Source organism: Pseudomonas sp. HN8-3, from assembly GCF_020790195.1.
In the GTDB taxonomy this organism is placed as follows: domain Bacteria; phylum Pseudomonadota; class Gammaproteobacteria; order Pseudomonadales; family Pseudomonadaceae; genus Aquipseudomonas; species Aquipseudomonas synxantha_A.
In genome coordinates this window covers 4,964,886-4,978,108 of record NZ_CP086206.1, presented here as the reverse complement: position 1 = coordinate 4,978,108, position 13,223 = coordinate 4,964,886, and the positions used below count along the sequence as shown (strand labels likewise).

At 60.0% G+C, this 13,223-nt stretch carries 11 protein-coding genes and 2 pseudogenes; 5 read left to right on the top strand and 8 right to left on the bottom strand.

Annotated elements, in window-relative coordinates; translation table 11 throughout:
* Window positions 1-289: 289 nt before the first annotated feature.
* From LJX92_RS27165 to LJX92_RS22145, 5 genes and pseudogenes are all read right to left on the bottom strand, one after another.
* A pseudogene (locus tag LJX92_RS27165) lies at window positions 290-886 on the bottom strand (methyl-accepting chemotaxis protein); the annotation flags it as partial.
* 306 nt (window positions 887-1,192) lie between these two features.
* Window positions 1,193-2,209 (bottom strand): annotated as a pseudogene (locus tag LJX92_RS27160) (methyl-accepting chemotaxis protein); the annotation flags it as partial.
* A gap of 166 nt (window positions 2,210-2,375) precedes the next feature.
* Entirely contained in the window at window positions 2,376-4,205 is a 1,830-nt protein-coding gene (locus tag LJX92_RS22155; RefSeq protein WP_228308952.1) for a CocE/NonD family hydrolase, read from the bottom strand.
* Between the two features lie 19 nt (window positions 4,206-4,224).
* Window positions 4,225-5,652 (bottom strand): YfcC family protein, encoded by a 1,428-nt coding sequence (locus LJX92_RS22150; protein WP_228308951.1) that lies wholly within the window; start codon window positions 5,650-5,652, stop codon window positions 4,225-4,227.
* Window positions 5,653-5,759: 107 nt separating this feature from the next.
* The gene (locus tag LJX92_RS22145) at window positions 5,760-6,656 is read right to left on the bottom strand and encodes a LysR family transcriptional regulator (protein ID WP_198845094.1); all 897 of its coding nucleotides are present in this window, start codon (window positions 6,654-6,656) and stop codon (window positions 5,760-5,762) included.
* A 183-nt stretch (window positions 6,657-6,839) separates the two neighbouring features.
* Between LJX92_RS22145 and LJX92_RS22140 the strand changes: the two genes are divergently transcribed.
* A complete protein-coding gene (locus LJX92_RS22140; protein ID WP_032879531.1) occupies window positions 6,840-8,063 on the top strand; it encodes an OprD family porin in 1,224 nt (407 codons plus the stop codon).
* 104 nt (window positions 8,064-8,167) lie between these two features.
* Window positions 8,168-8,785, top strand: coding sequence for an FKBP-type peptidyl-prolyl cis-trans isomerase (locus LJX92_RS22135; RefSeq protein ID WP_014719893.1), 618 nt, complete (start codon window positions 8,168-8,170; stop codon window positions 8,783-8,785).
* A 60-nt stretch (window positions 8,786-8,845) separates the two neighbouring features.
* Here LJX92_RS22135 and LJX92_RS22130 read toward each other — a convergent pair whose 3' ends face one another.
* The 3 genes from LJX92_RS22130 to LJX92_RS22120 all read right to left on the bottom strand — a co-directional run bounded on the left by LJX92_RS22130 (window position 8,846) and on the right by LJX92_RS22120 (window position 10,754).
* Window positions 8,846-9,103 (bottom strand): hypothetical protein, encoded by a 258-nt coding sequence (locus tag LJX92_RS22130; protein WP_005791321.1) that lies wholly within the window; start codon window positions 9,101-9,103, stop codon window positions 8,846-8,848.
* 159 nt (window positions 9,104-9,262) lie between these two features.
* Complete coding sequence (locus LJX92_RS22125) at window positions 9,263-9,604, bottom strand: zinc ribbon domain-containing protein YjdM (RefSeq protein ID WP_228308950.1); 342 nt, start codon at window positions 9,602-9,604, stop codon at window positions 9,263-9,265.
* 181 nt (window positions 9,605-9,785) lie between these two features.
* Window positions 9,786-10,754 (bottom strand): polyprenyl synthetase family protein, encoded by a 969-nt coding sequence (locus LJX92_RS22120; RefSeq protein WP_005791318.1) that lies wholly within the window; start codon window positions 10,752-10,754, stop codon window positions 9,786-9,788.
* A gap of 399 nt (window positions 10,755-11,153) precedes the next feature.
* Between LJX92_RS22120 and rplU the strand changes: the two genes are divergently transcribed.
* The 3 genes from rplU (at window position 11,154) to cgtA (ending at window position 13,176) form a co-directional block, all read left to right on the top strand.
* Window positions 11,154-11,468, top strand: a complete 315-nt coding sequence (rplU, locus tag LJX92_RS22115; RefSeq protein WP_003176051.1) for a 50S ribosomal protein L21 — start codon at window positions 11,154-11,156, stop codon at window positions 11,466-11,468.
* Between the two features lie 34 nt (window positions 11,469-11,502).
* Window positions 11,503-11,760 (top strand): 50S ribosomal protein L27, encoded by a 258-nt coding sequence (gene rpmA, locus LJX92_RS22110; protein WP_003176049.1) that lies wholly within the window; start codon window positions 11,503-11,505, stop codon window positions 11,758-11,760.
* A 192-nt stretch (window positions 11,761-11,952) separates the two neighbouring features.
* Window positions 11,953-13,176 carry an Obg family GTPase CgtA gene (cgtA, locus tag LJX92_RS22105; RefSeq protein WP_005791308.1) on the top strand — a complete coding sequence of 408 codons (1,224 nt, stop codon included), beginning with the start codon at window positions 11,953-11,955 and terminating at the stop codon, window positions 13,174-13,176.
* Window positions 13,177-13,223 lie beyond the last annotated feature (47 nt).

Genomic DNA, 13,223 nt, shown 5'->3' with positions numbered 1-13,223 from the left:
ACGGGCTAGTAATCCGTGCCGGATTCACGCGGGAGGACCATAAACCCAGCCGCCTCACAGGAGCACTGGTGTGCATCCAAAGGCCCACATGTGCCGGTAAGTGCGCTGGAGGTAAGGCCCAACTCACGGAGGGCCGAGTATGTCTAAGTTTGCACGACGTACATGGAACCTCGTAGTGAACTGCCTGCGTGCGTATCACGTATGGAAGTTCCTGCGGGACAGCTTCGATGACCGTTAAGGTCTGAGAGGTGGAGCCGCCTCGGTCTAGATCGAGGCGGCTTTTTGGTTTCTACACCCGGAAATGACTGACCATCTGCTGCAACTGGCTACCCAATCGAGCCAGTTCCACACTCGACTTGGCTGTCTCATCACTGGCCGTCGCCGTCTGCTCGGACACGTCCCGCACATTCACGATACTGCGGCTGATCTCTTCCGCCACGGCGCTTTGCTGTTCGGCGGCCGCTGCGATCTGCTGGTTCATCGACTGGATATTCGACACCGTACGGGTGATGTTTTCCAGGGATACCCCGGCCTTGCGCGTCAGTTCGACGCTGCTGTCGGTGAGGCTGCGGCTGTTGTTCATCACGCTGGCGACTTGTTGGGTGCCGTTCTGCAAGCCGGCCACCAGGCCTTCGATTTCCTCGGTGGATTTCTGTGTACGCTGGGCCAGGCCGCGTACTTCGTCGGCGACCACGGCAAAGCCACGGCCGGCTTCACCGGCACGCGCGGCTTCAATGGCGGCGTTGAGGGCCAGCAGGTTGGTCTGTTCGGCCACGGCCTTGATCACGTCCATCACGCTGCCGATCTTGTTGCTCTCTTGTTGCAGGTGCGTCATGGCGTCGGTGGAGCGGGCGACTTCGGCCGCCAGGCGTTCGATCTGGGCGATAGCTTCGGCCACCACCTTGTCGCCTTCGCGGGCCTGGCCGTCGGCGTCGGAGGCGGCTTGGGACGCCTGCTCGGCATTGCGCGCAACTTCCTGCACGGTAGCGGTCATTTCATGCATGGCGGTGGCCACCTGATCGGTCTCGATCTTCTGGCTGTTCACACCGGCGCTGGTTTGCTCGGTCACGGCTGATAGCTCCTCAGCGGCGCTGGCGATCTGGGTCACGCCATCGCGGATGCCGCTGATCAACTCGCGCAGGGTCGTGCCCATGCGCTGGATGCCTTGTTGCAATACGCCCAGCTCATCACGACGGGTCACCTGGATGTTGTGGCTCAAGTCGCCTGAAGCGATGCGCTCCACCACCGCCAGGGTGTCCTGGATCGGGCGGGTGATCTGACGGGTGATGACCCAGGCGGCAATCACGCCGACCAGCAGTGCCAACAAGGTGCTGATCAATTGCAGGCTGCGGGCCTGGGTGCTTTCAGCGTCGCGACGTTCCAGTTGGATGTCGTACAGCTTGTCGCTGATCGTCACGATATCGGCGCCCTGGGTGGTCATTTCGGCGCGGGCGGTGACGATGTTGGCGTTGGCTGCCTTGTAGCTCTGCACGGCGCTGCGATAGGCACCGAGGGCGGCTTCCAGTGCGGACAATGCGTTTTGCTGGCCGGTACCGAACGCCGCGCTAAGGCCCTTCAAACCGCCGACGGCTTTTTCCAGTTGCGCAGCAGCGCGGGCTTCGGTTTCTGCGTTGGGGCTATTGGTATAGCCGCGCACTTCGTAGCGAGCTTGCTGGAACTCATTCTTGGCTTGGGTCACGGCCAGAAATTGCGTGAAGCGCTCCGGGCTATCGGGCGCCTGCTGCACACTGGTTTCCAGTGCATTGATTTGTGCGTTGGCGACATCGGCTTTGGCGCCCATGACGTCGCGCGCAGCGTTGCCATTGCGGTAGGCCTCGCGCATTTTGTTCAGGGACTGGCGGTAAGCAGTGATGACGGCTTTCTGGTCATTGAGCAGTTTGAGGTTTTCCGGGCTCTTGAAGCTGTCCAGCAATTTCTGTTGTTGAGCTGCGAAGGCATCCAGGCTGGTCTGCACATTCTGCGCCACGGCTTCGTCGCCATTGGCCAGCATGTATTGCAGGCGTACGATCCGCAGCTTGGTCAGCGAGGCGTTGAGCTGGGTGATGTCGCTCATCCAGTTGCTGCGGTCGATCAGGCCGCCCAGGCTGGTCCAGCCGGTGAGCGCCAGGATCGAGGTGAGGACCAGCACCAGGCCAAAGCCCAGGCCGAGTTTGAGATTGACGCTGATGTTACCGAACCAGCTGTTCATCGAAAGCTCCTTGAAGAGTGATGTCTGTCTGCTGGACGGTGTGTTGTTGTTTGAGCCAGCCAAGATGTGTAGGGCTGTATCGGCGGCAAAGGATGATTCTGAAGTACTTTTCTTGCGGGGTGACGAAGGGTCGCCATTACCGTGCAGCAATGGCGATCCGATGCGCTCAGGACTCCGCCGTGTTGGGCACCACGGTAAGCCTGAGGCAGGAGGCGGCGGCGTGGCTCAGGTGCACATTATTGTGGGCAACCCGAGGGTGGCTGGCCTGGCCTGAAGGCTCGCCGCTGTTGGGGTTGACGTCAAAGCGCGGGAAATTGCTGCTGGCGATGTCCAGGCGCAACCGATGGCCGCGCTTGAACAGGTTGCAGGTGGCGAAAGGCTCGATCAGCACTTTCACTCGCTCACCCGGCGTCAGGGCCGTCGGTTGTTCCCATGAGTCGCGATAACGGCAGCGGCGGATGCCGTCGGTGATGTTCATCGCAAAGCCCTCGGGGTAGTCGGCGCTGGGCGGGTACACGTCCACCAGTTTGGCGGTGAAGTCGGTGTCGGGTGCATCGCTGTCGATCCACAGCTCGATCTGCACGTCACCGGCGACGATCAGGTCGTCGTCGAGCGGCTCGGTCTGGAACACCAGCACGTCATCGCGCTGGGCCAGGGGACGGTTGTCCCCTTGGGTGCCGAAAAAATCGAGGCGCTCCCGTTGATCGAAGGCTCCGCCGACAAACACGGGGGCACCGGAGGTTAGCGCGCCGCCGATGGTCGGGACCGGGTGGGCCGGGTCGGCGCGGTAACTCAAGTGGGCGTCAGCCTCGACAGGTGCCGTGTGGCTCAACTGCCTGTGTGCATTCAGATAGAGGGTCAGTGTTTGGCTGCCGGGCAGCGGCCATTGCGTGGTGTGCAGCCAGCGGCCGCCATGGTGCAGGCGTCCGTTTTCGTCGCGGTTACCGCTGCCGCCCCCCATCAGAAACACCTGTACGCTGGCCGTTGTGGTTCGCGGCGACGGCTTGAGGGATTGCTCGAACCAGGCCAGTCGGCAACTGAGCCAATCCTGATCGACCTGGCCGTCAAAGGCGGCTTGCGGGCCGAATTCCACATCGCCGCTGTGGCTGATATTACGGTCGCCGTGCAGCCACGGGCCCATCACCAGTCGTTGGCTGGCCGTACCTTGGAGTGTGAAGGCGCGGTAATTGGCCAGGGTCGAACTGACGTAGGCGTCGTACCAACTGGACATGAACAGCACCGGGATATCGGGCAGTCGTGCGTAGTGACCTTCGGCATAGAGGCCAGACTTTTGCCAATACTCACCGAAGGTGCCCTGAGCCCATTGCTCCAACACATAGGCTTCGTATTCCGGCACATGGCGCAGGGGCGATTGCCCGGGTTGCCATGGCATACGCGTGAACCACTGATAAATATCTTCCTGTTCCAGCGCTTCACGAACCAACGGGTCGGCCAGGGCAGCAGGGCTTTCCTTGGCCTGGCGAAAGGCCCAGGTGGCCTGCTTGAGTTCGAAGGCGCCGCCCTGGCGAATCCCGCAATGGTAGGCGTTGGCGAAGCCGCCGCTGTCGAGCACCATGCTGCTCAGGCCCGGCGGGTGCAGGCAAGCCATCGCCAGTTGTGTGTGGGCAGCATAAGACAAGCCCATACTGCCGATCTTGCCGTTGCACCAGGGCTGTTGGATGATCCAGGCCAGGGTGTCGAAACCGTCTTCGCCCTCGGCGGTGTATTTGGTGAATGTGCCTTCGGAGGCGTAGCGTCCACGGCAGTCCTGGAAAATTGCGACAAAGCCTTGCTCGGTAAACCGTGCGGCCATTTGCTCACGGGAGATGTGTTGGCCGTCGAGCTGTTTTTCCGAGCGGGAGGGTTTGCTCTTGTCGTAGGGCGTGCGCTCGATCACCACCGGAAACGGCCCATTGCTGTACTCCGGCACATAGATGTCAGTGGCCAGGTGGATGCCGTCACGCATCCGGATCATTTGGTTGTGCAGAATATGCATGGGGAGAACACTCATCGATTCAGTACCCGCTCATTACCGCAATGGCCAGCAACACCATCGCCAGCACGGCGTAGATCAGGAACAGCGGCAGGATGTAGCGCGCCCATTGGCCCCAACCGACATTGGCGGTGGCCAACAGCACCAGCAGGCCGCTGGACGTGGGGGTGATCATGTTGGTCAGGCCATTGCCCATCAGAAATGCGAACACCGTGGTCTGCGGGCTGACGCCGGACAACTGACCCAAGGGCCCGAAGATCGGCATGGTTACCGCCGCCTGGCCGGAGGTGGATGGGATCAGCACATCCAGCCCCAGTTGTGCGAAGAACATGCCGTAGGCCGACACGATCGGACCATGGTCGCCCACCAGGTTGGCCAGGCTGTTGACGATGGTGTCCAGGACCTGGCCGGTACTGAGGATGATCTCCACGGCGGTAGCCAGACCGATCAGCACGCCGGCGATCAGCACCTTCTTCATTCCATCGACAAAGGCACTGGCGGCAACGCTGGCGCCGAGCCCGGCGATCACGCTGAAGGCCAGCGTCAGCAGCAGGTAGAACGCCGACAGCTCATGGTATTTCCAGCCCCAGCGGTTGGAGGCGTAGACCAGGAAAGCGATGCCCGTCAGCAGTACGATCAGGTTGATCAGATGGCGCAGGGGCAACGGCGTACTTTCGAAAGTGATCTGCGCCGTGGCATCGTAACCGTGCTTGCGAATACTCCACAGCACGAAGGCAATGCCCACCAGCAGGAAGCTGCAGTAGGCGAGCACACGCATGCTCAGGCCACTGAAGATCGGCAGCCCGACCATCGGCTGGGCCACGGACAGCGCCACTGGATTGGATATCGAGGCCAGGTAGCCGATCTTGACTGAGATCGTGACGATGGCCAGCCCGATCAGGTTCGACAGCCCCAGCCGATTAGCCATGGCAACCATCAACGGCACGATGAGAATAAATTCCTTGGCCAGCCCCATGAAGGTACTGCCGGCGGAAAACACCAGCATCAGGCACGGCACCAGCACATAGATATTGCCCCGTGTCAGACCCAGCATGCGCTCCAGCCCGGCGTCGATCACCCCGGCCTTGTTCAGCACGCCGAACATGCCACCGATGAACAGCACCATGAAAATCAGTGCCGCACGCTTCTCGATGCCCTGGGGAATCGCCATGAAGCCTTCCACCAGGGACACCGGGCGCGCCACGGTGTCGCCGGCTTTGCGTGGTTCCAGTGCGAACAGTTGGCTCAGGGAGTCGTGTTTTTCCAGCACCTGGTAAGAGCCCGGGATCACCAGGCCATTCTGGCGCTGGAACGTGCCCGAGTTCACGGCGTAGGTAAACGCCACTGCGAGCAGGACGATACTCAGCAGGATGATGGCGGGATTGATCTGCTTGCGTTGCGTGGTATTTCCCACCGCTGCTTGGGTGGGGATGCTCTGGGATTCGCTCATGCTAGTGGCCCCGGCTTGCGCCGTTATTGTTATAGGGGTGACACGTGTGGGGCGGACACTAGGGCAAAGTTTTCGCGGCGACAACGTTATGCGTGGGTTGGGTTGGGCTATGCGTTTTGTGCGGACAGACGCTGCTTGAGATGCTCGGCAAACGCGTTCACCAGCTGCGACCTGGGCTCATTGGCGCGAAACGCCAGGCCGAATGCGTAGGGCAGCGCCGGGCGAAACGGGCGGGTGACGATGGGCAAGTGCCGGAAGTGGCTGGCCAGCAGACCATTGACGATCGACACCCCCAGCCCCTCGGCAACGAAGCTGCACGCAGCCCCGACCGAGTGCACCTCGACCCGCACCTGCGGCGTGAGGTTGGCGGCACGAAACACCTGGTTCAGCTCGGCCCGCAATGCCCGTTGCCGGCCGAGCATCACCAACGGCACATCGCGCAGATGCTGCACTTCGATGCAGGCGTGACGGGTCAGCGGATGGTCGGCGGGCATCACGCAGACGCCTTCGGTTTGCAGCACCGGCTCGACATCGAAGTCAGGTATTTCCGTGGGCAGGCGTACAAAGCCCAGGTCGGCGGAACGGTCCAGCACCGCACGCTCGATCGTGTCGTAAGAACCGGTCAGCAGTTCCACGACAATGTCGTCATGCTCCTTGAGAAACTGCGCCACGATGCGCGGCAACAGCTCCTGGGTCATGCTGGTGGGCACCCCGACCTTGAGCAGGCTCTTGCGTGAGCGGCCCACGCGCATTTCGTCGGCCAGGCGCTGGATTCGTTGCATGCCATCCACCAGTCCGGCGACTTCGGCGAGCAGTTCCTCGGCTTCGGGCGTCGCCATCAGGCGGCCCTTCTTGCGCAGGAACAAGGCAAAACCCAAGTGCTCTTCCAACTGGCTCAGCAGGCGGCTGACCGCCGATTGCGACAGGCCCATGCGCGTTGCTGCGCCGATGGTCGAGCCGGTGGCCATGATCGCTTTGAAGGCTTCGAGTTGCTTGAGGTTCACCGTGTTTTTCCTGTCGGTTGGGAAGGGCGGCCGGTACTTCACGCATAGCCTGATGCGCTTCTCGCATAACGTTGTGGGGCTGTCGACGAGCCGTTAGTGTCCGCTCCAACGCGACATGCCGTCCAGCCTGCCGCGCGGTGCAACTGCCCATAAAAAACACAACACGGCATTGAGGAATGGTTTATGCGTGAGTTTTTCACGAAAGGGGGAATGGTCTCGGCGGGGCTGCTGGCGAGCCTGTCACCGACATTGATGGCCCAGGGTTTCTGGGATGATTCCCACGGCCGATTGACCTTGCGCAACTTCTACTTCAACGACGGTTACCGCGACGGTGGTGAAGACCGCAAGGAATGGGCTCAGGGTTTTCTGCTTAATCTTCAGTCTGGTTATACCGAGGGCACCGTGGGTTTTGGCCTGGATGCCCTGGGGCTGGCGGGCCTGCGTCTCGACTCTAGCCCGACGCACGCCGGGACGGGCTTGTTACCTGTGCACGACGATGGTCATGCGGCCAGTGAGTTTTCCAGCCTGGGCGTCACGGCCAAGATGCGCTGGGGCGATGCAGTGGTGAAAACCGGCACGTTGCTGCCGAAAATCCCGGTGCTGGTGCACAACGATGGCCGCTTGTTACCGCAGACCTTCCAGGGCACACAAGTGGAATACAGTGGTATTCGTGACCTGTACCTGCACGCTGGGCACCTGGACAAATTCAAGTTGCGTAACTCCACTGACAGTGTGGATATCTATCCCCAGGGCTACAGCGGAAAAAAGGGTAGTGATTTCGATTTTGCCGGCGCTAGCTACGCGTTTACGCCGAAGCTCAGCGGCACCTGGTACTACGGTGAAATGCGCCAATTCTATCGCCAGCAATTCTTTGGCCTGGTGCATAAGCAGCCGTTGGGCAGCGGCACACTGACCAGCGACTTGCGCTACTTCATTAGTAACGAAGCGGGTGAGGCGCGTAACGGCGAGGTCGACAGTGACATGTTCAGCGGTCTGTTCACTTACCGCCTGGGCCCGCAGGCGCTGGGTGTTGGTTATCAGAAAGTCAGCGGCGACACAGCGTTGCCGTATGCCAGCGTGTCGACGGTGTATTCCTTCAGTAACGCCGGTGTTGGCAAGTTCATCCAGGCTGGTGAGCAGACATGGATGCTGCGCTACGACTATGACTTGACGGCGGTACTGCCGGGCTTGAGTTTCATGACCCGCTACTACAAAGGGCAAAACGGCGAGTTCAAAGGGCGCGAGGCGCGTGAGTGGGAGTCCGACACGAATCTGCGCTATGTGGTCCAGGACAGCACGTTCAAAGGACTGGGCGTGGAGTTGCGCAAGGCCACTTACCGCTCGACTTATGCCAGTGATCGGGACAACTACCGGGTGTACCTGACCTACGACCTGGCGCTCTGGTAGCCGGGGAGGGGGCTGATCATGGGCTGCTCTTGTGTGCTAGTCTGCGGGCCCTTTTAGTTCTGGGCAGCGCGGGAAACCCTGTTGTCCTACAGCGGAGCCTCTTCATGTCCGAAGTTAATCTGTCCACCGACGAAACCCGCGTCAGCTACGGTATCGGCCGTCAGTTGGGCGACCAACTGCGCGACAACCCGCCGCCGGGCGTGAGCCTGGACGCAATCCTGGCCGGCCTGACCGACGCATTTGCAGGCCAGCCGAGCCGTGTTGACCAGGAGCAAATGGCTGCCAGCTTCAAAGTGATCCGCGAGATCATGCAAGCCGAAGCCGCTGCCAAGGCTGAAGCCGCCGCGGGTGCCGGCCTGGCTTTCCTGGCTGAAAACGCCAAGCGTGATGGCATCACCACCCTGGCTTCCGGCCTGCAATTTGAAGTGCTGACTGCCGGCACCGGCGCCAAGCCGACCCGTGAAGATCAAGTGCGTACCCACTACCACGGCACCTTGATCGACGGCACTGTGTTCGACAGCTCCTACGAGCGCGGCCAGCCTGCAGAATTCCCGGTTGGCGGCGTGATCGCCGGCTGGACCGAGGCCCTGCAACTGATGAATGCCGGCAGCAAATGGCGTCTGTACGTGCCGAGCGAACTGGCTTACGGCGCTCAAGGCGTTGGCAGCATCCCGCCGCACAGCGTTCTGGTATTCGACGTCGAGCTGCTCGACGTTCTGTAAGACCTGCTGGTTACCTGTTGGGACGAACGCGTTCGCCCCAACAGGCATTTGCCAGTTTCTTCATGGATGGAACTTGCCATTCAAGTCGGTCGCCGGGCGCAATGCTCGGGCATAGCAGAACAGAAACAAATTCCTCACCACTTCTTTCAGTACTCCAGGCTCACTGGAACTCAGGCCATTGACGTCCAGGTCACCCTGGTCCTGTAGTTCGTTCAGCGCTTCTTCCTCAAGCACCGCACAGACTTCGCCGGTTTCCCGATGCAGGATTCGCAGGTAAGGGTGGGGGCGATCCAGCCAGGCATCTATCAAATAAGTCATGGTCGTTCTCCTTGATGAGTTTCAATGAGAATAATTCTTATTCGTAGAATAGCAAGTATCTATTGGCGGTTTCCGGGTTTTTTTGTGTGGATATTGTTTTCGATCAATCAGGAGGGCGAAACGCCATCCCGCGGCGGGCGCGGGATGGATGCAGCAGCTTCAGACCTTGCGCACGAACTCGGACTTGAGTTTCATCGGGCCGATACCGTCGATCTTGCAGTCGATATCGTGGTCTCCGTCGCACAGGCGGATGTTCTTGACCTTGGTGCCGACCTTGACCACCAGTGAGGTGCCCTTGACCTTGAGGTCCTTGATCACGGTGATGGTGTCGCCGTCCTGCAGGACGTTGCCCACAGAGTCTTTCTTCACGGTCTCATCGCCGGCCACTTCGGCCTCGCCATTGGCGGACCACTCATTGGCGCATTCCGGGCAGACCAGTTGGGTGCCGTCTTCGTAGGTGTATTCGGAATTGCATTTCGGGCAGGGTGGCAACGTGCTCACTAAAGCTCCTTGAGATTCAGGGATGACTAAAAGTCGCACATTATATAGGGTTTTGCGGCGAGAGCGGGGAGGTCAGTGGTGAATGCGATCTAAATGTGGGAGCTGGCTTGCCTGCGATAGCGATGGTGAGTTCACTACCGTCATCGCAGGCAAGCCAGCTCCCACATTAATCAACGCGGAATCAGTGAGTGCGGGCGACCGCAAACTCACTCAGTTCCACCAATGCATCCCGGTATTCACTGGCCGGCAAGGCTTCCAGGCACTGGATCGCCCGCGCCACGTAGTCACGCGCCAGTTGCGCGGTGTACTCCAGGGAACCGGAGGCTTCGACGGCGGCACGGATGGCCTCCAGGTCTTCGATCCCGCCTTTCTGGATGGCCTTGCGCACCAGGGCGGCCTGTTCCGGCGTGCCTTCGCGCATGGTGTAGATCAGCGGCAAGGTTGGCTTGCCTTCGGCCAGGTCGTCACCGACGTTCTTGCCCAGGGTCTCGGCATCGCCCTTGTAGTCGAGCAGGTCATCCACCAGTTGGAACGCCACGCCCAGGTGATCGCCAAAGGTACGCAGGGCTTCGGCCTGTTCGGCAGTGGCGCCACACAGCGCGGCAGCGCTGTGGGTGGACGCTTCGAAGAGCATCGCGGTTTTGCCGCGAATCACTTCCATATAGGTTTCTTCGGTGGTGCTGGCGTCGCGGACTTTGGACAACTGCAACACTTCGCCTTCGGCGATGATGCGCGTGGCCTGTGAAAGAATCTTCATCACGGGCATCGAGCCCAGCTCGACCATCATTTCGAACGAGCGCGAGTACAGGAAGTCGCCCACCAACACGCTGGGCGCATTGCCCCACATGGCGTTTGCAGTCTCGCGGCCACGGCGCATGCCGGACATGTCGACCACGTCGTCATGCAGCAGGGTGGCGGTGTGCAGGAACTCGATGGTCGCAGCCAGCAAGCGCAGGTCATCGCCTTCGCGGCCCAGCGCCTTGCCACACAGCAGCACTAATAAAGGACGCAGGCGTTTACCGCCCGCCGACGTAATATAGTCGCCAATTTTGGAGACCAGCGGCACTTTAGACGTCAGCTGCTGCTTGATGATGCCGTCGACGGCGCTAAAATCGTCCGCGACCGCGCGGTAGAAAGCTTGGGGTTGCATCAGCGACAGTCGCTCCAGAAGGGTTGCGCGGCATGCTAGGACCCTGACCCCGCAGTGTCAAGGCGCGCCCAGTCACCATGAAAGCTACTGCAGGCTGGGAGCCTTCGGCTCTACGCGCGTAATCCTGCGTCAAAAACAGGCTCGGAATGCTCATTTACAACCAGTAAACTCCGCTTCCTCGCCTGTTTTTTCCTTGTCTTCCCTTCGCTCGTTACGCTTTCAAGGCGACTGGCGGCCCCTTGCAACACCCATTTACCTTGCGTACAATCGCGCACCCTGAACTTCCTGGGCAGCACCTGCCTTACGCAATTGCATTCGGGACGTCCATCCCATGCAGCCATGCCAGCCAATACCTCTTCTTATAAAGCGCTGGGTGAGCAGGATTATCGGAGAAATACCATGTCGTACGCAGTAATTGTTACTGGTGGCAAGCAATACAAAGTCGCCCCAGGTGAATACCTGAAGATCGAAAAACTGGAAATCGCTACTGGCGAATCCGTTACTTTTGATCGCGTTCTGTTGGTCGCCAATGGCGATGACGTGAACATCGGCGCTCCAGTTGTTGCTGGCGCTACCGTTGTGGCTGAAGTGATCTCCCAAGGTCGTCACGATAAAGTCCGCATCATCAAGTTCCGTCGTCGTAAGCACCACATGAAGCGTATGGGCCACCGCCAGTGGTACACCGAGATCAAAATCACCGGTATTCAGGCTTAATTTCAGCCTAATTCCTCACTAGGAGAATTGACTCATGGCACACAAAAAAGCTGGTGGTAGTACCCGTAACGGTCGCGACTCAGAAGCCAAACGCCTTGGCGTGAAGATGTATGGCGGCCAGAAAATCATTCCGGGCAACATCATCGTGCGTCAGCGCGGCACCCAATTCCACGCCGGTTACGGTGTTGGCATGGGTAAAGATCACACCCTCTTCGCTAAAATCGAAGGCGTGATCAAGTTCGAAGTAAAGGGCGCGTTCAACCGCCGTTACGTGAGCGTTGTCGCAGCTTAATTGCGAGATCGCTGGAAAAGCCCTGTCTTGCGACGGGGCTTTTTCGTTTGTGGAGTGAGTCTCTTGCAAAGCTGTTTGTGATGAGCTCAGGCGCAAGTTTGCGGTCGCTGATTGAGGTCGCTGCGCTCATTTTTGCAAGAGTCTTATGTCTTGGTTTCTTAAGCTCGTCCATGCGGCGAGAGGCGTTTTGTTATGAAGTTCGTTGATGAAGTTTCCATCCGAGTAAAAGCAGGCGACGGCGGTAACGGTTGCATGAGTTTCCGTCGCGAAAAATTCATCGAAAACGGTGGTCCGAACGGCGGTGACGGCGGTGACGGTGGCTCCATCTACATGATGGCCGACGAAAACCTCAACACCCTGGTCGACTACCGTTACACCCGGCACTTCGATGCCGAGCGTGGCTCCAACGGCGGCAGCACCGACTGCACCGGCAAAAAAGGTGAAGACCTGGTACTGCGCGTACCGGTCGGCACCACGATCATCGATTCCGCGACACAGGAAGTGATTGGCGACCTGACCAAGGCCGGCCAGAAACTGATGGTTGTGCAGGGCGGCTGGCACGGCCTGGGTAACACCCGATTCAAGTCCAGTACCAACCGTGCGCCGCGCCAGACCACGCCGGGCAAGCCGGGCGAACAGCGTGACCTGAAGCTGGAAATGAAAGTACTCGCCGACGTGGGCCTGTTGGGCCTGCCGAACGCCGGCAAAAGTACCTTCATCCGCTCGGTATCGGCCGCCAAGCCGAAGGTCGCCGACTACCCGTTCACCACCCTGGTGCCAAACCTGGGCGTGGTCAGCGTCGACCGCTGGAAGAGCTTCGTGGTTGCCGACATTCCTGGCCTGATCGAAGGGGCTTCCGACGGTGCTGGTCTGGGCATTCGCTTCCTCAAGCACTTGTCCCGCACCCGTTTGCTGCTGCACCTCGTCGACATGGCGCCGCTGGATGACACCAGCGCTGCGGATGCCGCCGAAGTGATCGTCAGCGAGCTGACCAAGTTCAGCCCGGCCCTGGCCGAGCGTGATCGCTGGCTGGTCCTGAACAAGTGCGACCAGATCCTTGAGGAAGAGCACGAAGAGCGCGTCAAGGAAATCGTCGATCGCCTGGAATGGGAAGGCCCGGTCTATGTGATCTCGGCCATTGCCAAAGAAGGCACCGAACGCCTGACCCGCGACATCATGCGTTACCTGGAAGACCGAGCCGACCGCCTGGCGGCCGACCCGGTATTCAAGGCCGAGCTTGCCGAGCTTGACCAGCAGATCGAAGACGAAGCCCGTGCCCAGTTGCAGGCCCTGGACGACCAGCGTGCCCTGCGCCGCAGCGGCGTGAAGTCGGTCCATGACATCGGCGACGATGATTGGGACGAAGAAGACGTGGATGATGAAGACGGTCCGGAAATCATTTACGTGCGCGATTGATTCGTTGCGATAAACTTGAACGCCGCTCCCTGGAGCGGCGTTTTGGT

What these genes read in the sequence shown, in the direction of transcription:
- LJX92_RS22155 (WP_228308952.1), bottom strand. Translation starts at nt 4,205, where the DNA reads ATGCATATTCTGCACAACCAAATGATCCGGATGCGTGACGGCATCCAC.
- LJX92_RS22150 (WP_228308951.1), bottom strand. Translation starts at nt 5,652, where the DNA reads ATGAGCGAATCCCAGAGCATCCCCACCCAAGCAGCGGTGGGAAATACC.
- LJX92_RS22140 (WP_032879531.1), top strand. Translation starts at nt 6,840, where the DNA reads ATGCGTGAGTTTTTCACGAAAGGGGGAATGGTCTCGGCGGGGCTGCTG.
- LJX92_RS22135 (WP_014719893.1), top strand. Translation starts at nt 8,168, where the DNA reads ATGTCCGAAGTTAATCTGTCCACCGACGAAACCCGCGTCAGCTACGGT.
- LJX92_RS22130 (WP_005791321.1), bottom strand. Translation starts at nt 9,103, where the DNA reads ATGACTTATTTGATAGATGCCTGGCTGGATCGCCCCCACCCTTACCTG.
- LJX92_RS22120 (WP_005791318.1), bottom strand. Translation starts at nt 10,754, where the DNA reads ATGCAACCCCAAGCTTTCTACCGCGCGGTCGCGGACGATTTTAGCGCC.
- rplU (WP_003176051.1), top strand. Translation starts at nt 11,154, where the DNA reads ATGTCGTACGCAGTAATTGTTACTGGTGGCAAGCAATACAAAGTCGCC.
- rpmA (WP_003176049.1), top strand. Translation starts at nt 11,503, where the DNA reads ATGGCACACAAAAAAGCTGGTGGTAGTACCCGTAACGGTCGCGACTCA.
- cgtA (WP_005791308.1), top strand. Translation starts at nt 11,953, where the DNA reads ATGAAGTTCGTTGATGAAGTTTCCATCCGAGTAAAAGCAGGCGACGGC.